A 20414-nucleotide genomic window follows, 5' to 3' on the forward strand; every position below is an offset into this window, starting at 1 on the left:
TTTGGTAAAATTTTACGGAAACTTCGCATTGATCACTCCGAACGCCTCTTAGATATGGCTAAGAAATTAGACATATCTGTATCATTTTTATCTTCTGTCGAGATTGGCAAAAAATCTGTTCCTGTAGGACTGGAGGAAAAAATCATAGAGCTTTATGGTTTAGATAAAGAGAAGGCTTTACTCTTAAGGAAAGCAGCTTATGCTTGTCGCAAAAGTTTTACAATCAAGACTTCTGATCCGTTGAGACGTGAAGCTGTTGGTGAGTTTGTTAGAAATTTAGAGAATTTTTCACGACAAAACTTAGCAGAATTAAAAGACTTTCTTGAGAAAGTTTGCAAAAAAAGAGGCGTCCTATAGAGATAGGTTGAAAAATCCTATTCCCTAACTTTTATTTACGCGTCCCTCACTGTAAAAAATATATGGAAAATCAATAATTTATTTTGGATAAAAAAGAACATGGTGCCCAAAAGAGGACTCGAACCTCCACGCCTTACGGCACAGGTACCTGAAACCTGCGCGTCTACCAATTCCGCCATCTGGGCTTATAAAATTCATCTAAGCGCATGAAGCAACTCTGTCAATAAAATTATAGAATTTATTTTTTCAGCTTAAAACGATAGCATTGAACTTTTAAGGGAGATCATGATTTTAGAAGTTTAAAGTGTGAGGACTGTCTTTGATAAAATTGTTGAATCCGGATTAAATGTGTAAATAATAGGAATGCCGGTCGCTAATTCTTGAGATATAATTTCCTCACCGGAGAGACCTTCAAGCGCCATAATAAGAGCACGAAGAGAATTTCCATGTGCTGCGATCAAAACAGTTTGGGAGCGCAAAATATAAGGCTGGATATGGTAAAGATAATAAGGCCAGATGCGCGCACCGGTATCGCGTAGGCTTTCTCCATTCGGCGGCGCAATCGTATAGGAGCGGCGCCACATTTGCACTTGCTCCTGCCCCCATTGTTGGCGTATTTCATCTTTATTTAAACCAGAAAGATCACCATAATTACGTTCATTTAATGCGGGATTTTTTATCACTTCTAAATCTGATTGTCCCATTTGCTCTAAAATGTGCTGAGCGGTTTTTTGAGCTCGCTGTAAGGCAGATGTATAAGCGATATCAAACCTCAAACCATATTCTTTCAGTTTTTTTCCTGCTGCTATCGCTTCTGCATGACCTTTTTCTGTTAAATCGGGATCTTTCCAACCGGTAAAAAGGTTTTTGAGATTCCATTCACTTTGTCCATGACGAATTAGTGTAAGTATGCGTCCCATTATAAATTGCCTCTATTCTATTGATTGTTTAAAATTCATCGTTCAATCCCAAAACATCGAACATTGAATAAAGCCCGCTTTCATGATTTTGTGCCCATAAAGCTGCTTTTAATGCGCCATTGGCAAAGATAGAGCGTTCTTGCGCTGTGTGTGAAAGAACAATGCGCTCATTGGAACCAGCAAAAATGACACTGTGTTCTCCAACAACTGTCCCACCACGTGAACAGGAAAAGCCAATGGTGCCTTTTTTGCGTTTACCTATATGACCATTGCGTTCGTTGACACACACATTTTTAAGCATAACATTGCGTCCTTCAGCTGCTGCTTGGCCAAGAAGAAGGGCTGTTCCAGAAGGAGCATCAACTTTGTTAGCGTGATGCATTTCATAAACTTCGATATCAAAATCATCGGCTTCTAATGCTTTAGCGGCTTTCTTTACAAGGTTGGCTAAAAGATTTATTCCAAGGCTCATATTCCCGGATTTGACAATAGTTGTATATTTCGCAAAATCTGCAATTTTTTCTTCTTCTGTTTTGCTAAATCCTGTGGTGCCAATAATATGGACAAGGCTTTTTTGAGCAGCGTAGTTAGCATAAAGAATACTGGCTTCTGGTTGTGAAAAATCTAAAATACCTTCTGTATTAGAAAAGGCATTTTGGGGATTGTCAGTGATACTAATCCCAAGAGAATCTGAACCAATTAATGCACTGGCATCTTTTCCTACAAACGGTGAGCCTTTACGTACAAGAACAGCACAAAGCTCTACATCTTTCCTCTGCTGGATTGCTGTAATGAGTTCACGTCCCATTCTTCCATTTGCACCAACAACTGTAAGGCGCATTTTTATCTCCTTATGATACTTTACTGTGCAGTATAGGCAAATTCTTGCCTTCTTTCCAATGGTTCTTTTTCTTTATAGAAAATTTTTTTCCTGCTTTAATTTATCTTGTTGTGCTGTAAAACACTGTTGTTTAGAGCAAGTGATATAAGATCTACAAATTTAAATAGAGATGTTTTTCGTTAGAGTGTGTGATGAATATTCTTAAGTAAGGTTTGCTTATGAAACCTAATGAAGATTGTGTATTACTTTACGCTTTTGTTTCTTTCGTTCTTTAAAGGGGAGCATTCTTCATGCAAAATAAGATCTTCCAAACAAAATAGACCTATGTTGTCAATTCATGCGCTTTCACTCATCAATTCCATTTGTGACGCATAAGAAAACGATTATTTATCATTGTATATCAATATGTTATACATAAATAAAATCACGTAAAAAGGGGTAAAAACAAGGGGCTAACAAGAAGTTGGATTGTTTACACACGAGAGTTGGGCGGATTCTTCATCTTTTAGGAAAGTCAGTTGAAAAAATTGTTATGTTGTAAAAACGCATGATGAGGCTTTGTTTATTATAGAGAAAATAGGATATATATTATGCAATGCGTTTTTTCATATATTGGGAAGAATGGAGTATAACATGCGTTAAGTATTGTTATTTTATTTGCCTAGCTTCCAATGATGCTACAGTTCTTGTATTTAAAGAGAGTTTTTAAAATCCTTTCTTAAGTATTTTTTATCCCTGTGCTGATCTTTTTTGTGACACGATAAGAAAGTGATTTTTGTGATTCAATTATAATGGGTTTTATTCTCTGTTTAATACGATCATAAATCAATGTATTATTATATTGTTTATACGCATGCATAAAAATTCATAAACCTATAAATATCCTTTAGATAGAATATCACTTTTATTTTTGTTTGTGAAAGAAGGCTAGAAATCAAGATCTGCATAGTGAGCACTTGCAACAATTCCGCGGACGCGATCTGTTAAAAGAGAACGAAAAGAAGGGCGTGATTTAATTCTCATATACCAGTCTTTGGCAGCAGGAGATTGTTCCCAGTCAATTTCCCCTAGAAAGTCAAGTACAGAAATAGAGGCTGCTGCTGCTAGATCTGCATAGGACAAGGCAGAACCGACTAAGCTATCGCGAGAGGCGCAGAGCCAATTGAGATAGTTCATATGTGGTAAAATATTGGCACGTGCATTGCGTAAAATTTGTGAATTAGGAGCACCACCGCCAATGGCAAGTGGCATTTCACGTTTATGGATTCGTTCTCGTACGATATGGCGCGTTGCTTCATTTTCGAATTTATTTAAGAACCAGTCATTGAGACGGCGTACTTCCGCACGATCTAAAGGATTTTCCGGAAAGAGCTTATTTTCTTGTCGTAAACTTCCATGTGTTTCGTCTAAATATTCGCAGATAACAAGAGGACCTGATAATGGAACCTCGTGTTCATCGAGAAAAACAGGGACATGACCAGCAGGATTGAGGGCTAGAAATTCGTGTCTTCTTGCCCATTCATATTCTTCAATAAGTTGAGTGGTTACACCATATTCCCCAAGAATGAGGCGTATGAAGCGCGAGGCAGCGGATAGGGGAGAGTGAAAAAGTGTCAGCATAATTTACACTATCAAATAGAGTTGAAGAGAATTCTTTCAAGTAATCATTTTTATAAAGATGCTTGACTAGAAGTACAAGATCATTAGTAGCTGCTAGTAATTATAATTAATAAATTGTTAATGACTAGAAATTGTTCTCTTATGCGATGGTTTGCAAAATGGCAGCACGTAATTCTTCTAAACCGATAGCTTTTTCTGAAGAGGTTACAAGAAGCTCAGGATAAGCTGCTGGGCGTTTAAGAAGCTTTGTTTGTGTGCTCATAATTAATTTTTCCAAGGCATTTGATTTGATTTTATCGCTTTTTGTCAAAACAATGTGATAAGAAACAGCTGCTTTATCAAGGAGAGCAAGAACATCTTCATCATTATTTTTGATTCCGTGCCGTGAATCAATCAAGATATATACACGTTTTAACGTTGTGCGCCCCCGTAAATAGCTAAAAATCAAATTTGTCCACGCATCAACAAGATTTTTAGGAGCAGCAGCAAAACCATAACCAGGCATATCTACTAATGCTAGAGGGGGAAGGTCTCCTAGTTGCCCACTGAATCCATCGGGGACAAAATAATTAAGCTCTTGAGTCCGTCCTGGTGTATTTGAGGTACGTGCTAAGCTTTTTTGTTGGACGAGTGCGTTGATTAAAGATGATTTTCCAACGTTGGAACGTCCTGCAAATGCAATTTCTGGTGGTCCTTCGGGGGGGAGAAAGCATATTGCTGGTACACCACGAATAAAAATCCAATTGCGAGAAAAAATTCCAGAAAGGGAAGAATCTCTTGTCATTCATGCACTTCTTTTTTGGGTGATCTTCTCCAGATGGCTTTCAGATTATCAAAAAGCTCAATTTTAACTCCTTGGCGCTTCATCATGATACCTTGCTGAATAATTGATAATATATTATTCCATGCCCAATAGATGACGAGACCAACAGGGAAAGAGGCGAGCATAAAAGTAAAGACAACAGGCATCCATGTGAATATCATCGCTTGGGTTTGGTCTTGAGGAGCAGGATTCATACGCATTTGTAAAAACATCGTTATTCCCATAATCAAAGGCCATGCACCAATCATAAGAAATGTTGGCGTTGTATATGGCAAGAGACCAAACAAGTTAAAAAGAGAAGTTGGATCGGGTGCCGCTAAATCTTTAATCCAGCCAAAGAAAGGTGCATGGCGCATTTCAATGGTGATATAGAGAACTTTATAAAGAGCAAAGAATATTGGGAATTGAACCAACATTGGCCAACAGCCTGCAAGGGGATTTATTTTTTCGGTTTTATATAGATCTATTATTGCCTTTTGTTGTTTGGTTTGGTCATCGGGATACTTTTCTTTTATTTCTAGCAACCGCGGTTGTAAAAGCTTCATGCGTGCCATAGATTTATAAGATTTATTGGCTAGAGGGAAAAGAAGAGTTTTTAAGAGAACTGTGACAAGAAGGATGGCGATACCAAAATTCCCTGTTTGTTTATAAAGAATATCAATGAGGGAAAACATTGGTTTGGTGATGAAATCAAACCAGCCCCAATCAATTAAAAGAGCAAACTTTTTGATTTTTAGGTTATTTTGATAATTATTAATAATTTCAACTTGTTTTGCACCAGCAAAAAGACGATTTGTAACAGTTTTTGTTTCATTTGGGGCAATCGTTAAAAGCGCTCCTAGCAAGTCAGACTGATAATGCGTTTGCAAACGATCAAAATAAATAAAACGGCTTGTATATTCTTTATTTTGCGGGGGAATAACTGCTACAGCCCAGTATTTATCGGTAATACCAATCCAACCTCCTGTTACTTTGGAAAAAGTCATGCTTTTTTGCCCATTATCAGGATTCGGGTCAAGCTCTGCTAAGGTTTTATATTTTTCAGTTTTGAGCGAATCTCCTGCAATACCTATCATACCTTCATGAAGTAAATAGGTTGCATTTGTATGTTCTGGTGGTGCTGCACGTGCAACGCGGGCATAGGATGAGAGATATATTGGTTGATCACTTTCATTGCTGATAGAATCTTCAATGGTAAACATGAAATGATCATCAACAGAAAGAATACGCCGGAAGATCTGTCCTTGTCCATTATTATAAATTAAAGTGATGGGTGTTGAAGGAGTCAGAATTGTATTGTTTCCCTCTATTTGCCATTGTGTATCCGATTGTGGCAAAGCTTTTGCTGGTAAAGATGCACTTGCAAAACCAAATTCAGCAAGGTAGGTCGTTTTGAAACCCTTAGGATTCAGCAAATCGATTTCCGGTGATTTTTTATCGACTGTTAAACGATATTTTTTGAGGTGAAGATCATCAAATTGTGCACCAACAAGATTAATAGAGCCTTCCAGTTCATTGGTTTTGATCGCAATACGCTTTGTTTTGGCCAATACAGCTTTCCGGATTTCAGGTGTCATGGGCTGTTCGATGATAGATGTTGCTTGATGCGTTGAGGTATCGTCAGAAAAATTCGTCGTGGTAGTAGAAAGGGTTGATTGTTGTTTTGACAATTGCTGTGCGATGACTTGTTGTTTTTGTAACTTTGCTTGTTTGGGAGCAACATGAAGAAATTGCCATGCGATGAGCACTACGAAAGATAAGCCAATAGCGATAAAGAAATTGCGGTTATATTCCATCCGTACACCCTTGTTGTCGTTGCTGATGTTTTATTTTTGGTTTTATTCGCCGATTTAATTCACTAATTAAGGATGTAAAAGGCGCATGTAACGCATCACGATATGCTACAATGACATAGTCTGTTCCTGCTTCCATGTGGTTTGTTACACCAACTCTTACGGCTTCACGCAAGCGCCTTTTGATACGATTACGTTTCACAGCATTACCGTTTTTACGAGTAACAGTGAAGCCTACACGTGCAACAAGAGAATCTTTTCTTTCTGTTGTTTGTTCACGAGATTTAACTTCGAGCAAAAATAAAGGACCATGCCGCTTTTCTCCTGTACGGACAGCCAAAAAGTCTGCTCTTTTGCGAATACAGCAGGGATGTTTTTTCTTCATAAAAGAATATTTCGCAATTTCATTAAATGCCTGCAAGCAGACATTGTAGGTTCATAATAAAAGTTTCACAACGAAGAAACGATGAGCAATTCTCAACGGTTGTGAAAATTTAAATGGTTAAGCAGAAAGCCGCTTACGTCCACGAGCACGTCTTGCAGCAATAACTTTACGTCCTCCAGCTGTGGCCATGCGTGCACGAAACCCATGGCGGCGTTTACGGACAAGTTTAGAGGGTTGGTAAGTACGTTTCATTTATTTAAATACCGCGGAGTGCGGCCCTTCTTAATCTTCGTTTTATGAGTAGTGATGCGCGAGATAAACAATTTTATCCTATCATACGGCTGTTAACCCATAAGGAAAAATATAAAAAAAGTCAATCTTAGATTGTTTTTCTCTCTCTTGAAAGAATACAAAACACCTTATAACTATCTATGATGCTTTTTTACAATACTGTAGGAGTGTTAGAAAATAACGATTGAATCTACAGAACATAAATGGCTAGGGACTTAAAGAATTAAAGAAGATGTGACTGATTACTGTATGCTAAATTTAAAATATCCTTTAAGATTAAGAGTTTTTTTCAGTTTTTTTTACAAAATTTTTATCAGAATATTTATTAAAGTGGTTGTAGACAAACACGATTGATAGGATTTTATAGCAGATTTTATGTTTGAGATTCTTTATTTAAGGATGGTTTCATATTTTTAAAGAGAAAAGATATAAGTAATTTATACTTTATAATTTTGAGTAAAGTAGACAATTATCAGGTGATGAACCTGTAAGTATTTTTCGTTCTTATGCTTATATTTGCTGGTATTTTTATAGAGAGGAAAGAACGTGGATTCTATTACAAGTGAGGCTGTCCGCAACGTATTACGTAAAATCAAAGGACCAGATCTTGAAAGTGATATTGTGTCGTTGGGGCTTCTTTCAGAAATATTGATTGCTGATAGTAAGGTTTTTTTTTCCATTACAGTTCCTGATGGAGGTGTGCAAGAATGGGAATCATTGCGTCGTTCTGCTGAAAAGATGGTATGTGCTTTGGAGGGAGTGGAATCTGTTGTTGTCACACTTACAGCAGAAAAAACAACAAAGACAGCACCTAGTCGGAGAGCAAATCTCTTACCGATCAAAATGCCCATAGAAGGTGTGCGGCATGTGATTGCTGTTGCTTCTGGAAAAGGAGGAGTCGGAAAATCTACGATGGCAATAAATATCGCCTTAGCTTTACAAGATTCTGGTTTCAAGACGGGGGTGATGGATGCTGATATTTATGGTCCTTCGTTGCCACGTTTGACAGGACTTGTTAATCAAAAACCACAGCTTATTGGAGAAAAAAAGATTCAACCTCTTGAAAAATTTGGACTTAAATTGATGTCGATGGGATTTTTGGTTGAGGAAGAAAAGCCGGTAGTATGGCGTGGTCCTATGGTTATGGCAGCTGTAACGCAATTGTTACGAGATGTTGTATGGGGCCCTCTGGACGTTTTAGTCGTTGATATGCCGCCCGGTACAGGGGATGCACAATTAACGCTTGCCCAACAGGTACAATTAACAGGTGCGTTGGTTGTCTCTACGCCCCAAGATCTTGCTTTAGTGGATGCACGTAAAGCAATAGAAATGTTCATGAAAGTTAATGTTCCTATTTTAGGACTTATTGAGAATATGAGTTATTTTATCGCTCCTGATACGGGAAAACGCTATGATATTTTTGGCTATGGTGGTGCACGGGCAGAAGCGGAACGTCGAGAAGTCCCTTTCTTAGCGGAAATACCGCTTGATGCAGCTTTACGATTTTCTTCAGATGAAGGAATCCCTATTTTTGTTGCTAAGCCTAGTGAAGAGCATGCTAAACTATATCGTAAAATTGTTGATCAAATAAAAAATCAACTCTTTTGAATGGGGGGGGATAAGAGAGTTTATTAAAACACAATCATGAAAGACATAAAAATAGTCGCTTCTTTGTAAGAGGAAGTTTTAATGTGTGAATGGAGTATATAGGTTAAATAAACAAAAAATTATTCATGCGTTTGGATAACCTGAAGGGGAACAAAATTGAAGAGCTAGAGCTGTGAGGTAGAAAAAAATATTGGACTTGAGGCAAAAAGAAGAAGACCGAAAATAAAAATATTTTAGAAAAATTGTAAAAGGTTGTAAAAAATATTTTAAAAATCATTTTTTGATACGAGTTTTCTTGATATAAATCTCAACATTTCTTTTTAGAAGCATTCATTTTTTGCAAAGTAGCTTCAAGAGCCATTGTTAAAGCATTCCTTCCCCCTTGTTGAGAAAAGTAATTTGACAAAAATTCATTTGTTCCACCCTTTGTTGAAAACTCTTTTTCAAGCAGTGCAAAATCGAGAGATACAGAACGATCCGTTGCTATAGTTTTACGCATTTCATCTGTAAGATTTCCAAACATCATGGTAAGGAATTCTGCTGATTGCTGTTTTTTTAACCCTTGTGTTATAAACCATTGATGGGCAGTTTCTATAAAATTAAAATATACTCCCATAAGTGAACCAGCTGTCATAAAAAGATTAAACTGCTCTTCCTTATCCAGCACCAATGTGCCCCCCAATGCATCAAATAAATTGCGTAAAAAGGGATGATTGGGATAGATTGGTGTCAAATTTTTGCATTCTGCAACAAAAGGTAATGGAACAGCACGATAAACTTTATGTTTAATCCACTTTTCTATTTCTGCTGCTTTTGCCATAGCAAGTACGGAAATAACCAGCTGTTCTGGACGAAAACGAAGAGAGCACAAAACCTCTTCTGCAATTTGGTTGGGCAAGCAAAGAAAAACACAATCACTAACATCGAGCAACGCTTGGTTATTTTCAGCAATCATAACTTTATCATAAGTGCGTGAAAGGCGCTTTGCTGTTTGTGCATTGCGAGGCGAAACAATAATGGAAGAAACATCAAAGTTGCTTGTCATTAAGCCATTGACCATTGAAGCACTGATTGTACCCGTTCCCAAAAAGCCAAGTCTCATTATCTATTTCTCAGTTTCATATTTTAAAAGGAATTTCAATCAACATCTCAGGTGTTTTAACTAACATAAACGCTAATTGAAGAAGCAACACATAACATAGCAAAAATAATCAAGCCCAAATAGATTTTAGGCTTGTCAAAGAGAACGGCAAAAGCAGAAAACCAACCAACAACAGCTGCGGCTAATGCAAATAAAAAACCTGGTTTATTCATAAGCACAATATGCATTGCCATTAAGCCACCAATAATTAGCGCTCCAAAAACAATGAGCAAACCTGTTGCAAACTTTTCATAATCATCCATATTTCGCTCCTTATAGCGCTCGATTATTACACACTTTTTAACGCATATGCACATAAAAACGAAATGTTTTTTATTGAATATGGTTAAAACGGGAGGGGACTTTTATTGATCAGATGTAAAAAATGCAGGGATATGCTGTGGCCAACGCCAAGGTAAAATTGCAATTAAGTCAAAGCGTACAGACAAAAGGGCATAATCTTTTTGCCGTGCGAGCCAAATATCGGCAGCTGCCTCAATTCGCTTTTCATTCATTCGGGAAACCGCTTCCATTGCTTCAGCCAACGTTGAACGTGCTTTAACTTCAACGATTAACACAAGATTTCCGCGTCGTGCAATTAAATCAATTTCTCCACATTTTGTTTTAAAACGCCTTTCGGCAATGTGAAACCCTTTGCAACGTAGCCACCAAGCTGCCAATTTTTCTGCACGAACCCCTCGATAAAAAGACTTTTGTCTGCGTTTTTTTTGTATCATTTTACGCATTTTTTAAAAAGATTAATCGCTGAAAAAGTTCCTGCTTTTTAAAACCGGTTTTTTTTGCAACAAAAGCTGCCGCTTGAGCAGCAGAATGTGTCCGTGCGCGTTCTAATAGCATTTCATCAATTTCTTGATCACTTATCACATTTAAAGAAGAAGATGATTCTCCAACAAGGACAACAATTTCCCCACGAATATGTGCTTTTTTTCTGTAATTTTCTAACAAATTTCCCAAATTGGAAACATCTACTGTTTCAAACTTTTTTGTTAATTCACGACAAATGGCAGCAGGTCGATCAGCCGAAAAAAGAGTGACCATATCCTGTAAAGTTTCAACAAGACGATGCGGTGATTCATAAAAAATCAAAGTTGCTGGAATCCCTTTTAATTGTTCCAACCGTTTTCGGCGCTGTAGCTTTCGTGCACTCAAAAAACCTGCAAAAAAAAAGCTATCAGTAGGAAGCCCTGTCGGTATAAGAGCGGCTAAAAGAGCGGATGCTCCAGGAATAGGAATAATTTTATGACCAGCTTTACGGGACTCTTCCACCAATCGAAATCCAGGATCAGAAATAAGTGGTGTTCCGGCATCTGAAACAAGTGCTACTGTTTTGTTTTCTGCTAAAGCCGCTAAGAGCTTCGGACCCGCTTTTTGCGCATTATATTCATGATAGAGAAAAGGTTTTTTTTGAATACCGTAACGTTCCAACAAAACACGTGTTACTCGCGTATCCTCACACGCTAAAATATCAATTCCTGCAAGTACTTGCAAAGCACGAAGCGTAATATCTGCAAGATTTCCGATAGGTGTTGCCACAAGATAAAGCCCTGATTCTATAACGGGTGCAGAATAAGCATGCGCACCTATAAAATATGCTTTTTCACACATGCTCTTTTCTTTTCATTAAATTCTCCTCACCACAAGATTTTTATCCATACTCATAAGCCATTTTGGCTCATTTTTTACCAGCACATTTTTTATCATTACAAAGGCTTACCATACTTGAATAATTGATTACACTACAATAAGATAATTTCATATTTAATGTCTTAATTTAACATTATTATCTATTTTGATCCGCGTTATTTTTTCCAGTAAAACAAATTCCAAATGTAACCAATATTCTATCTACCCCATGATTTTCTATAAAGTTTTTCCTTCGAGAACCAAAAAATAATTTTACCCAATGTTATAATCTCATGCTTGTTTGTGCTCTTTTAAAGGCTAAGCTTTTTAGATTATTTCCATAACGCCGATTTTTCAAATATTCTATTGATATCCAAACTGTTTTTCTGAGCAAATGTAAACAGCCCCTTTTGAAACACATACAGTTAACTGGCAGCTGACTTGATCAAATATAAGCTCTTATCAGCAAAATACTTTATTTTTTCATATTCTCTACAGCTTTAACAGTATACAGTATAATGAGTACCTTAGAAAAGTTTAAGGCTAAATTTTATCTTAAAGATTTGATTTATAATAGAAAATTTATTGTTTTGCCTATTAATTAGGAGCTTTAAATATCGTAACATTATCTCAGCTCTTCTTATAGTCAATTAATCAAAATCATTTTTGTGCATCTTGAAACCTCCTTAAAAAAAAGATTATCGCATCATTGGAGATCGCAGAGAAAATAATGCTGTTAGCTTGTACTTTTTATTTCATAAATATGGAACTGTTCGTTCACAGGATTGCGTTATACCTTTTTCGGATAGTGTCGCAAAATAATTGTTTGATATGAGAGCTATCTCTTAAAAACAAGCCCATGACTGAACAACACAAGTCTGCTTTAATTTTGGATACCTTATTTTTTCTGAAGGATATGCTCTCATAAAAAAACGTAAGTAATAAAAGCGGGGACAATACGTTATCTCTTCTTTTTAGAGGATATTGTGATGCTTTTGAAAGTTTTAAAACCGAATGGACAGATGATAGTAAAGAGGAAAACAGATTTTTTCCTTTCAGATTTCATATTCTTGCTAAATGAAGCTGTATTTTCGTTTCAGAGATTACTCAAATAGAATATGCAATATTTTTGCTCTAGCTACAAAAGCTGGAACGGCGTGCAGAGCTTTCATTCACCTTAATCTTTCTTTTAAATATACCACTTGTGTTCAATTTGGATGTTGATTTACGAGCAATAGCGAAAGCACAAGCTTTATAAAAAAACAACTCTATAAAACGCGTCATAGAGTGGTCATGAAAGCTATTTTGTTTTTTATCAGGTTGTTTTGCTAATAGCGATAGTCTCCATGGCTTGGCATCTGCTTATTCTTACGGTATTTGTACACATTCATTGCAGTATATTGGTAAAGGTTAGACGCAAGGCGATTATCCTTGATGCAAAAATAAAAGGTTAATGTGAGATTAAGATTTTTTCGTGTCATTATCAGTAGAAACATTATAAAGGGCTTGAACAAGCATGCTCTTTATCTCTTTATCTCACAATGTTTTTTCTACATTCATTCGTGGTTTTTCTTGAGTGAGCATTACTTGGCAAGTGTAGGAGAAAAAATAAACTTGAATTGTACCTCCGTAGGTTTTGCTCTTGGCTAGTTAAAACGATTGGTGTTTCTTATGAGAGGGCTAAAAGCATTTTGGATCATATGGGAGAGGGGGTAAAGTAGAACAGGCTTATTTTCCTTCAGGTTTTCGAGAACCGCGGCTGTTCCTTTATCGCAGAATTGTCATGAATATATTCATTATTGTTTTGTCATTTAAATAAAAAAATTTTGATAAAAATATGTTATGTTTTTCTATTGAAAAAAGTCATGCGGTAGGGAGAGTATTTTATATGAGAATAGAGTTCTTTTTACATTGTGAAAGAACGTATGCAGGAAGGTAATTGATAGATTTCTGATCTGAGGGAAATATTTTCATCCATTGCGTTTTGTATATTTCAATTTTAGGAGAATGAATAATGATTATACATTGGAAAATTACATATTGGGATAGAAGGGGCCCTCATTGCCTTGCGGACAGATCCAAGTGATATTTTGGTTTGGATCTTTGATGTCACACGTTTTACAATGTATACAATTTGAAGCGTTGATCACATAAGTCAGATGATCATTATACTCTAGCCACTCGTAGACAGCGGCGGGGCAATAGTTTGTGGAAGGTCCTCCGTAGATTGCATATTCAGAGTCCTTTTGCTTTTTTAATGAGGCTATTTTTAAATGGCAAGGTTGATTTTCTTCATGATGCGTATTGGAAAGGGCAACACTTGAAAGGCGATCAAAGGTTATAACGCCATCTGGTTTTGGGTAAGCAATGGGTTGAAATTTTTCTGCTGGTTCAAGGCATGCATAATCTTCCTTTCCATGGGAGAGTGTTTTAAATAAGGAAAATCCGAACAGTTGTTGCCACCACATATCAAAACCGGCAAGTTTAATTCCATATTTTGTCCCATATTTTGCCCAGAGCGGTTTGGCATTTCGCACTTTATAAAGATCTTTGCCAATGAGCCCTTTTCGCCATTGTTCTTCGATTTCTTTAACCTCATCATGGGCACGCCCTTGTGCAAGAGCGGTAGCGATTTTATCGGCAGCTAATATGCCAGATAAGATGGCATTGTGTGATCCTTTGATACGAGGAACATTGACAAATCCAGCAGAGCAGCCAATAAGTGCCCCACCAGGAAAGGTGAGTTTTGGTACAGATTGCCAACCTCCTTCGCTGATAACACGAGCACCATAGGAAAGACGCTTTGCACCTTTAAAGATTTTATAGAGTTTTGGATGTGTTTTAAAACGTTGAAATTCTTCAAAGGGAGAAAGATAAGGATTTTTGTAATCTAAGTGCACAACAAAACCGACAGAAATGATATTGTTTTCTTGGTGATAAATAAAGCCACCGCCACCGGTATTATTGTCTAAGGGCCAACCAGTGAAATGTTGTACTAAACCGCGTTGGTGTTTGTTGGGATCAATTTCCCAGAGCTCTTTGAGACCAAGACCAAATTTTTGTGGTTCACGATTTTTGCTAAGGTTGAAATGTTGTATCAGTTGTTTTGCAATTGAGCCGCGTGCTCCTTCCGCAATCAGAGTATATTTTGCCAATAAAGCCATCCCAGGCAAATAATTTTTTCCAGGGGTTCCATCTTTGTTAAGCCCCATATCTCCGGTGAGAATACCAATAATAGCTCCGTTATCTTTTTGGATGATGGGTTCTGTTGCTGCGAAACCAGGATAGATTTCAACACCCAACGCTTCAGCTTTTTTGCTTAGCCAGCGGCAGACCCTCCCAAGCGAAACGATATAACATCCGTTATTTGATAAGATTTTAGGATGCAAAATATTGGGAAATACTGTGGACTTTTGAGGCTTTAGAAAAAAAAATTGGTCCTGTGTGACAGGGGTTGTGAAGGGATGGTCGTTATCATTTCGCCATTCTGGTAAGAGTGTATCGATACCAATGGGGTCAACAACTGCGCCAGAGAGAATATGTGCACCAACTTCGGTACTTTTTTCAACAATTGTGACAGAAAGCTCAGGATTAATTTGTTTAAAACGAATTGCGGCAGAAAGCCCTGCAGGTCCTGCTCCGACAATGACTATGTCAAACTCCATACTTTCACGTTGGTCATGCAGAGGTGCTTTCATGGCTTATAAAGCTTTCTCCAATTCTGGAATAATTTGGTGGAGATCACCTACAAGGGTGTAATCGGCAATTTGCATGATGGGAGCTTCTTCATCTTTATTAATGGCAACAATAATTTGTGCATCCATTATACCGGCTAAATGCTGGATTGCACCGGAAATGCCAACGGCGATATAGAGTTCAGGGGCAACGACTTTTCCTGTTTGTCCAATTTGCCAATCATTGGGAGCATAGCCTGCATCCACTGCTGCGCGGCTGGAACCTAAAGCAGCATTTAATTTTTTTGCAAGAGGAAGAAGCAGGGCCATAAATTTCTCTTGAGAACCAAGACCACGCCCGCCTGATATAATAACACGTGCTGAGGTGAGATCAGGACGATCACTTTTGTTTGTCTCTGCTTTTACGAAAGAAGAAAGATTTGGATTGGGAGCTGGTGTTATTGTTTTAATCGGAGCAGAATTATTTTGGGAAGGCGTTGGGGTGAAAGAAGCGGTGCGAACTGTTATAATCTTTTTATAATCATTGGTGCGTACAGTTTCAAATGCATTGCCTGCATAAATTGGTCGTTTGAAGGTATTGGGTGAAAGAATGGCGGTAATATCTGAAATTTGCATAAGATCAAGAAGAGCTGCTACGCGCGGCATCACATTTTTCCCAGTACTGCTGGATGCTGCCATGATCACATCATAATCCTTTGCTAACATAAGAATTGTATCTGCCATAGGCTCGGCAAGTTGATGGGCTAAATAGTCTGCTTTTGCAATAAGAACTTGCCGCACACCATTAAGTTTAGCACTATTTTCCGCTATCGTTTGAATTTTTTCTCCGCAAACCAGAATATCGATATCATTACTGAGTACGCGTGCAGCGGTGAGTACTTTTGCTGTTTCTTCTGTATTATGATCGGCCAATAAAAGAATTGCCATAAGTTTTTGCCCTTTTATGTGAGTGTTGCTTTTACTCTAGTGGTGAGAATATTAAATGCAGTTCTTCTGTTTTAAGGCTCTGACAAGTTCTACTACATTTGCCACTTTTATACCGGATTGACGGGGTTTTGGCTCTTCAACGCTTAAAATTGTTAAGCGTGCTTTCGTATCGACGCCAAGATCAGTAAGAGATTTTTGTTCAATAATTTTCTTTTTTGCTTTCATGATATTGGGGAGAGAGGTGTAACGCGGTTCATTGAGCCGTAGATCGGCGGTCATAACCATGGGAAGGGGAAGACAAAGGGTTTGTGTTCCATTATCAACTTCACGAGTAACTGTAGCATGCCCATTTTCTATGTTAAGATGTGAGGCAAAAGTTGCTTGTCCCCACCCAAGAAGAGCAGCGAGCATTTGTCCTGTTTGATTGCTATCGTCATCAATTGCTTGTTTTCCTAAAAAGACTATGTCGGGTTTTTCTTCATCAACAATGGTTTTGAGAATCTTAGCAATTGCTAAGGGTTCAAGTGTTTGATCCGTTATGACAAGAAGTGCGCGATCAGCTCCCATTGCAAGCCCTGTTCGTAGAGTTTCTTGAGTTGCTTCTGGGCCAATTGAAACAAGAAGAACTTCTGAAATTTTACCGGATTCTTTTTGGCGAATGGCCTCCTCCACGGCTATCTCATCAAAAGGATTCATAGACATTTTTACGTGAGACAGATCAACGCCTGTACTATCGGGTTTGACGCGTATCTTGATGTTATAATCAACAACACGTTTGACAGCGACAATTATCTTCATAATGATCCTCTTTGTTTGTATGTTACAAGTTTATAGCAATACTCATAAGAAACCAAATTGTTTAGAATGAAGTCTCAATTTATAACTTGTGTTCTCTTTCGTATAAGCTTTTTTATGTTTACTTGTACTTTCTCGTCGTCATTTTCAGTCTTCATATTTTTGCATTGCCATAATTGCCTTATTTGCTTGAATAAAAAGTAAAAAAATCAATCTGTCTTGTGAGAATATTCTTTTTTAGCTTCTTATGCTTTGTTTATGATGGTGCAATAGGTCCTTTATGCAATGAAAAATTAAGTGAAAAAGATAAAAATGGGGGAATGATTTTGCTCTTCAAATCTTGAAGACAGAAAAATCAAAGATCTTTCTTTCAAATATTTTGGATAAAAATTGGGGAAAATATTTCTAACAAAAAAGTTTTTGAGAGTTCTTAAAGCTCTATTTACTAAAATAGAGCACACTTTCTCATCATTTGTTGCGATTCTTTCCAAAAAGGTTAATGAGGGGTAGGCGTTTGTGAATACGAAGGGTCATACGATCGACCAGGCGACCAAACAGGTTAGGAACGATAAAGTCTTTTCTTTTGTTGAACAGAAAGAGAGAATGGATACTTCTGTAGAAGTAACGATGTCGGATATTGCTCAAAAATTACGCACCGTTTATGCGCAAATGCAAATGAAGCATTCGCCTCGTTCTTTAATGCAGCAGCGTTCTGTAGAAGAGCATTTTAAATCTTACTTAGATGATATTAGTCGGGCTATTTTGGCTGAACATTATATACGTCGTCAAAGAGAAAAAAAGCTTTTCCAGTTTTTAGAGCAGATTAAAACAATTGTTCAAAGTTTGCAGAGTGAAAAAAAAAGCTTAGAAGAAGCAGCGGTAACACGACGGGTGTCTCGTTCAAAATCACCTGATTCTGTTGTACAAAAACTTGCTCACATGGAATGTGAGGGAAATCAAGAACACTTATTACTTCAAAAGGTGGAAAATTTTTCGAAAGAAAACAGCATAATTTCACTCCAAACAAATGTTGAAAATACGTTGCAGCAAGAAAATAGAAGCCCTTTGCCCAGTGATGCTCTGAAATCTTCTTTTAAAAAGGCTGAGGGAGTAGTGAAGCATGCTGTGATAGAAGAAAAGGGGATGATGGGTGCTCAGGCATCTAATCATTGTATTGAGAATGATTTTTCTTCTTTAAGAACGCAGTCTCGGGAACATGTCTCGTTTTTATCTTATTTGGTAAAAAAAGGTGTTCTTTGTTTTTTAACCGTTGCATTCGTGGTAGCGATAACGTTATGTTTTTATAGCTTTTTAAAAGGAGCTCGTTTTTTTTAATTTTTATGATGTTGATGTTAATAGATGTGAAATGTATTGCGCATTCGTGTTTGTGCGGAAGCTATAGAAACTAAAATTATCCTTTAAACACGCAACAGAGATTATTGGAAAAGAGGATAATTGGAGAAGGATTCTCTAATTGTTAAAAAAAACTCAAATTATCTTGAAGGTTCTGTAAGTGAGTATTTATTTACCAATTGCTGAAATGTCACTCAATATGCTGATCTTGATTGGTATGGGAGTCGTTGCTGGTTTTTTTTCAGGCCTTTTTGGAATCGGTGGTGGGTTTCTCATCACGCCGTTATTGATTTTTTATAATATTCCTCCTGCTATTGCTGTTGGAACAGGTGCCAACCAGATGATTGCGTCATCTGTAACAGGAGCAATTACACATTTTAGAAGACGTACGCTCGATATTAAACTTGGTATTCTTTTGGCGCTTGGAGGAGGGATTGGTTCTTTAATCGGGATTCAGGTTTTCTCTGTTTTGAAAAAGTTAGGTCAATTAGACTTAATGATTTCGCTTCTTTATGTGATTCTTCTTGGAAGTGTAGGAAGCTTGATGATCGTTGAAAGTTGGTATGATATGATGCGCAAGCGTAAGGCAGGAAAAGCCAATATTCGTCTTGCTGGTCGACATAACTGGATTCATCGCTTACCCTTAAAAATGCGTTTTCGGACATCTATGATATATGTTAGCATTATTCCAGTTTTAGGGATTGGTCTCATTGTGGGGTTGTTGTCTTCTATTATGGGAATTGGTGGGGGGTTCTTTATGATACCAGCATTGATTTATCTTCTGCGTGTTCCAACCAGTGTGGTGATTGGGACTTCACTTTTTCAGATTACATTTGTGTCTTCTTTCACGACAGTTTTGCAAAGTATGACTAATCAGTCCGTTGATATTGTCTTGGCTTTTTTGTTAATGCTTGGAGGAAGTATTGGTGCGCAATATGGAACACGAGTTGGACGGAAGTTAAAGGCTGAACAATTGCGTATGGCACTTGCATTTTTAGTGTTGATTGTGTGTATGCGTCTTGCTTTTCAATTATTTATACGCCCTGATAATCTTTTCTCTCTGGATATTCTTATGAGATAAAAATGGGTAGATTGTTTTCTTTATACATCATTGCAGGTTGCTTTTGTTTTATTTCTTTTTCTACATGGTCACATGTTGGGACGCCAGCTACATTCATTGATCAAGTTGACCACGAAACTGTCCAAATTATTGTAACAACGAATACGATTACTGTGGATGCAAATTTTGCTGGTCGTGATCTTTATATTGCTGGTGTTTTAGAAAATATTGATCCGTTATATTCTCGACAGAACCGTTATGATATTGTTGTAAGCTTGGAGGGACAAGATCGGACAATGGTGATGCGAGAAAAAAAACGCAATGCCGGTGTATGGGTCAATACAGATTCTCTTATTTTTAAAAAGGTTCCTCTTTTTTACTCTATGGTCACAACACGTGAAATTGATGATATTACGAGCATTGAAGATTATAAACGCTTAGGGTTAGGATTACTCTATTTGCCATTGCAGACGGATGAACAAGATCAGAAAAAAATACAAATCTTTCGCGATGAACTTATAAAATTGCAAAAAGCTAAAAGCCTTTATTATGAGGAAGTGGGTGGGGTTCGTTTTGGTTCTGACACACTTTTCACAGCGCATTTTCGTTTGCCAGCAAATATCCCGGTTGGACATTATAAAGTTCGTGCTTATCTTTTTCGTGATGGACAGTTTATTGATAGTGCTACAACGACTCTTGAAATTGTTAAAGCACATATCACTTATACAATTTTTTATGCAGCGCACAAGTATCGTTTTTTATATGGTATTGTTGCAGTGGTTATTGCTATTACTACAGGATTTTTGTGTCGTTTGATTTTTCGAAAAGATTAACGCAAGGAAAATGTTAAGGCTTTTATTTTTTATGAAAAATTCGTAAGATAAGAAAAATAGGCACAACAACAATAGCTCCTGTCATAGTTATATGGAAGAAATTTGTAAGCGTTATAAATCCTGCTTCCCATAGTGATTGAAAAAAATCTACTATTTTTTGTATGAGGTTTCGAGGTGTCCATCCCAAAAAATTCATTACGATGCCAATGAAGAATGAAAGAATAAGCAATTTTAGACTAACGCGGCTTAATTTTTCTCTAAGAAACGCATGAAAAGAATTTAATAAATTTTTTTTTCGCTTCATTCTAAGATACTTTCGAAGATCGTG

General features: G+C 37.2%; 20 protein-coding genes and 1 tRNA gene. 5 read left to right on the forward strand and 16 right to left on the reverse strand.

Translation table 11 applies throughout. From position 1 onward, the window contains the following. Positions 1 to 357: helix-turn-helix domain-containing protein (locus ACFIMX_RS05620; RefSeq protein WP_375676836.1), on the forward strand; the 357-nt coding region annotated here is incomplete at its 5' end. 100 nt (positions 358 to 457) lie between these two features. Here the strand turns inward: ACFIMX_RS05620 and ACFIMX_RS05625 are convergent. The 8 genes from ACFIMX_RS05625 to rpmH form a co-directional block, all read right to left on the reverse strand. Further along, a tRNA-Leu gene (locus tag ACFIMX_RS05625) sits at positions 458 to 542 on the reverse strand. A gap of 114 nt (positions 543 to 656) precedes the next feature. After that, a complete protein-coding gene (locus tag ACFIMX_RS05630) occupies positions 657 to 1277 on the reverse strand; it encodes a 2,3-bisphosphoglycerate-dependent phosphoglycerate mutase (RefSeq protein ID WP_375694164.1) in 621 nt (206 codons plus the stop codon). Between the two features lie 28 nt (positions 1278 to 1305). After that, the gene (gene dapB / locus ACFIMX_RS05635; protein ID WP_375639805.1) at positions 1306 to 2118 is read right to left on the reverse strand and encodes a 4-hydroxy-tetrahydrodipicolinate reductase; all 813 of its coding nucleotides are present in this window, start codon (positions 2116 to 2118) and stop codon (positions 1306 to 1308) included. Between the two features lie 927 nt (positions 2119 to 3045). Continuing rightward, positions 3046 to 3738, reverse strand: a complete 693-nt coding sequence (locus ACFIMX_RS05640) for a glutathione S-transferase family protein (RefSeq protein WP_273790709.1) — start codon at positions 3736 to 3738, stop codon at positions 3046 to 3048. Positions 3739 to 3877: 139 nt separating this feature from the next. Continuing rightward, positions 3878 to 4522, reverse strand: a complete 645-nt coding sequence (yihA, locus tag ACFIMX_RS05645; RefSeq protein WP_375639803.1) for a ribosome biogenesis GTP-binding protein YihA/YsxC — start codon at positions 4520 to 4522, stop codon at positions 3878 to 3880. Continuing rightward, positions 4519 to 6357, reverse strand: coding sequence for a membrane protein insertase YidC (gene yidC, locus ACFIMX_RS05650; protein WP_375618583.1), 1839 nt, complete (start codon positions 6355 to 6357; stop codon positions 4519 to 4521). Before yidC ends, yihA begins: the two co-directional genes overlap by 4 nt. Beyond that, positions 6347 to 6739 (reverse strand): ribonuclease P protein component, encoded by a 393-nt coding sequence (rnpA, locus tag ACFIMX_RS05655; protein ID WP_375639802.1) that lies wholly within the window; start codon positions 6737 to 6739, stop codon positions 6347 to 6349. Before rnpA ends, yidC begins: the two co-directional genes overlap by 11 nt. 117 nt (positions 6740 to 6856) lie before the next feature. Further along, on the reverse strand, positions 6857 to 6991 hold the full coding sequence (rpmH, locus tag ACFIMX_RS05660; RefSeq protein WP_005864709.1) for a 50S ribosomal protein L34: 135 nt from the start codon (positions 6989 to 6991) through the stop codon (positions 6857 to 6859). Positions 6992 to 7576: 585 nt separating this feature from the next. On the opposite strand from rpmH, the gene ACFIMX_RS05665 reads away from it, so the two are divergent. Then, complete coding sequence (locus tag ACFIMX_RS05665) at positions 7577 to 8638, forward strand: Mrp/NBP35 family ATP-binding protein (RefSeq protein ID WP_375618585.1); 1062 nt, start codon at positions 7577 to 7579, stop codon at positions 8636 to 8638. 307 nt (positions 8639 to 8945) lie between these two features. Here ACFIMX_RS05665 and ACFIMX_RS05670 read toward each other — a convergent pair whose 3' ends face one another. The 7 genes from ACFIMX_RS05670 to ACFIMX_RS05700 all read right to left on the reverse strand — a co-directional run bounded on the left by ACFIMX_RS05670 (position 8946) and on the right by ACFIMX_RS05700 (position 16843). Continuing rightward, positions 8946 to 9740, reverse strand: coding sequence for a pyrroline-5-carboxylate reductase (locus ACFIMX_RS05670; protein WP_375618586.1), 795 nt, complete (start codon positions 9738 to 9740; stop codon positions 8946 to 8948). A 56-nt stretch (positions 9741 to 9796) separates the two neighbouring features. Beyond that, positions 9797 to 10042 carry a hypothetical protein gene (locus ACFIMX_RS05675; RefSeq protein WP_330168884.1) on the reverse strand — a complete coding sequence of 82 codons (246 nt, stop codon included), beginning with the start codon at positions 10040 to 10042 and terminating at the stop codon, positions 9797 to 9799. 102 nt (positions 10043 to 10144) lie between these two features. Further along, on the reverse strand, positions 10145 to 10513 hold the full coding sequence (locus tag ACFIMX_RS05680; protein WP_375639807.1) for a YraN family protein: 369 nt from the start codon (positions 10511 to 10513) through the stop codon (positions 10145 to 10147). Positions 10514 to 10517: 4 nt separating this feature from the next. After that, complete coding sequence (gene rsmI, locus ACFIMX_RS05685; protein WP_375639800.1) at positions 10518 to 11405, reverse strand: 16S rRNA (cytidine(1402)-2'-O)-methyltransferase; 888 nt, start codon at positions 11403 to 11405, stop codon at positions 10518 to 10520. A 2051-nt stretch (positions 11406 to 13456) separates the two neighbouring features. Further along, positions 13457 to 15121, reverse strand: coding sequence for a 4Fe-4S dicluster domain-containing protein (locus ACFIMX_RS05690; protein WP_375639798.1), 1665 nt, complete (start codon positions 15119 to 15121; stop codon positions 13457 to 13459). A 3-nt stretch (positions 15122 to 15124) separates the two neighbouring features. Further along, positions 15125 to 16045, reverse strand: coding sequence for an electron transfer flavoprotein subunit alpha/FixB family protein (locus tag ACFIMX_RS05695; RefSeq protein WP_375639797.1), 921 nt, complete (start codon positions 16043 to 16045; stop codon positions 15125 to 15127). Between the two features lie 51 nt (positions 16046 to 16096). Beyond that, positions 16097 to 16843 (reverse strand): electron transfer flavoprotein subunit beta/FixA family protein, encoded by a 747-nt coding sequence (locus ACFIMX_RS05700; protein WP_375639796.1) that lies wholly within the window; start codon positions 16841 to 16843, stop codon positions 16097 to 16099. A 513-nt stretch (positions 16844 to 17356) separates the two neighbouring features. Between ACFIMX_RS05700 and ACFIMX_RS05705 the strand changes: the two genes are divergently transcribed. From ACFIMX_RS05705 to ACFIMX_RS05715, 3 genes are all read left to right on the forward strand, one after another. Further along, positions 17357 to 18175 (forward strand): hypothetical protein, encoded by an 819-nt coding sequence (locus tag ACFIMX_RS05705; RefSeq protein WP_375639795.1) that lies wholly within the window; start codon positions 17357 to 17359, stop codon positions 18173 to 18175. Between the two features lie 178 nt (positions 18176 to 18353). Continuing rightward, on the forward strand, positions 18354 to 19274 hold the full coding sequence (locus tag ACFIMX_RS05710) for a sulfite exporter TauE/SafE family protein (protein ID WP_375634912.1): 921 nt from the start codon (positions 18354 to 18356) through the stop codon (positions 19272 to 19274). A 2-nt stretch (positions 19275 to 19276) separates the two neighbouring features. Further along, positions 19277 to 20086: a TIGR02186 family protein gene (locus ACFIMX_RS05715; protein ID WP_375618593.1), complete on the forward strand. Its 810-nt coding sequence runs from the start codon at positions 19277 to 19279 to the stop codon at positions 20084 to 20086. Positions 20087 to 20108: 22 nt separating this feature from the next. Here the strand turns inward: ACFIMX_RS05715 and ACFIMX_RS05720 are convergent, their stop codons facing one another. Beyond that, on the reverse strand, positions 20109 to 20390 hold the full coding sequence (locus tag ACFIMX_RS05720) for a DUF6460 domain-containing protein (protein ID WP_375633233.1): 282 nt from the start codon (positions 20388 to 20390) through the stop codon (positions 20109 to 20111). Positions 20391 to 20414 lie beyond the last annotated feature (24 nt).

This window comes from Bartonella sp. AD24XZML (assembly GCF_042196485.1).
Classification (GTDB): domain Bacteria; phylum Pseudomonadota; class Alphaproteobacteria; order Rhizobiales; family Rhizobiaceae; genus Bartonella.

Bases quoted from the DNA above. Each gene is read 5' to 3' on its own strand.
- ACFIMX_RS05675 (WP_330168884.1), bottom strand. From the start codon at position 10,042: ATGGATGATTATGAAAAGTTTGCAACAGGTTTGCTCATTGTTTTTGGA.
- ACFIMX_RS05630 (WP_375694164.1), bottom strand. From the start codon at position 1,277: ATGGGACGCATACTTACACTAATTCGTCATGGACAAAGTGAATGGAAT.
- dapB (WP_375639805.1), bottom strand. From the start codon at position 2,118: ATGCGCCTTACAGTTGTTGGTGCAAATGGAAGAATGGGACGTGAACTC.
- ACFIMX_RS05700 (WP_375639796.1), bottom strand. From the start codon at position 16,843: ATGAAGATAATTGTCGCTGTCAAACGTGTTGTTGATTATAACATCAAG.
- ACFIMX_RS05670 (WP_375618586.1), bottom strand. From the start codon at position 9,740: ATGAGACTTGGCTTTTTGGGAACGGGTACAATCAGTGCTTCAATGGTC.
- yihA (WP_375639803.1), bottom strand. From the start codon at position 4,522: ATGACAAGAGATTCTTCCCTTTCTGGAATTTTTTCTCGCAATTGGATT.
- ACFIMX_RS05720 (WP_375633233.1), bottom strand. From the start codon at position 20,390: ATGAAGCGAAAAAAAAATTTATTAAATTCTTTTCATGCGTTTCTTAGA.
- ACFIMX_RS05715 (WP_375618593.1), top strand. From the start codon at position 19,277: ATGGGTAGATTGTTTTCTTTATACATCATTGCAGGTTGCTTTTGTTTT.
- ACFIMX_RS05695 (WP_375639797.1), bottom strand. From the start codon at position 16,045: ATGGCAATTCTTTTATTGGCCGATCATAATACAGAAGAAACAGCAAAA.
- ACFIMX_RS05640 (WP_273790709.1), bottom strand. From the start codon at position 3,738: ATGCTGACACTTTTTCACTCTCCCCTATCCGCTGCCTCGCGCTTCATA.
- yidC (WP_375618583.1), bottom strand. From the start codon at position 6,357: ATGGAATATAACCGCAATTTCTTTATCGCTATTGGCTTATCTTTCGTA.
- ACFIMX_RS05690 (WP_375639798.1), bottom strand. From the start codon at position 15,121: ATGAAAGCACCTCTGCATGACCAACGTGAAAGTATGGAGTTTGACATA.
- rnpA (WP_375639802.1), bottom strand. From the start codon at position 6,739: ATGAAGAAAAAACATCCCTGCTGTATTCGCAAAAGAGCAGACTTTTTG.
- rpmH (WP_005864709.1), bottom strand. From the start codon at position 6,991: ATGAAACGTACTTACCAACCCTCTAAACTTGTCCGTAAACGCCGCCAT.
- rsmI (WP_375639800.1), bottom strand. From the start codon at position 11,405: ATGTGTGAAAAAGCATATTTTATAGGTGCGCATGCTTATTCTGCACCC.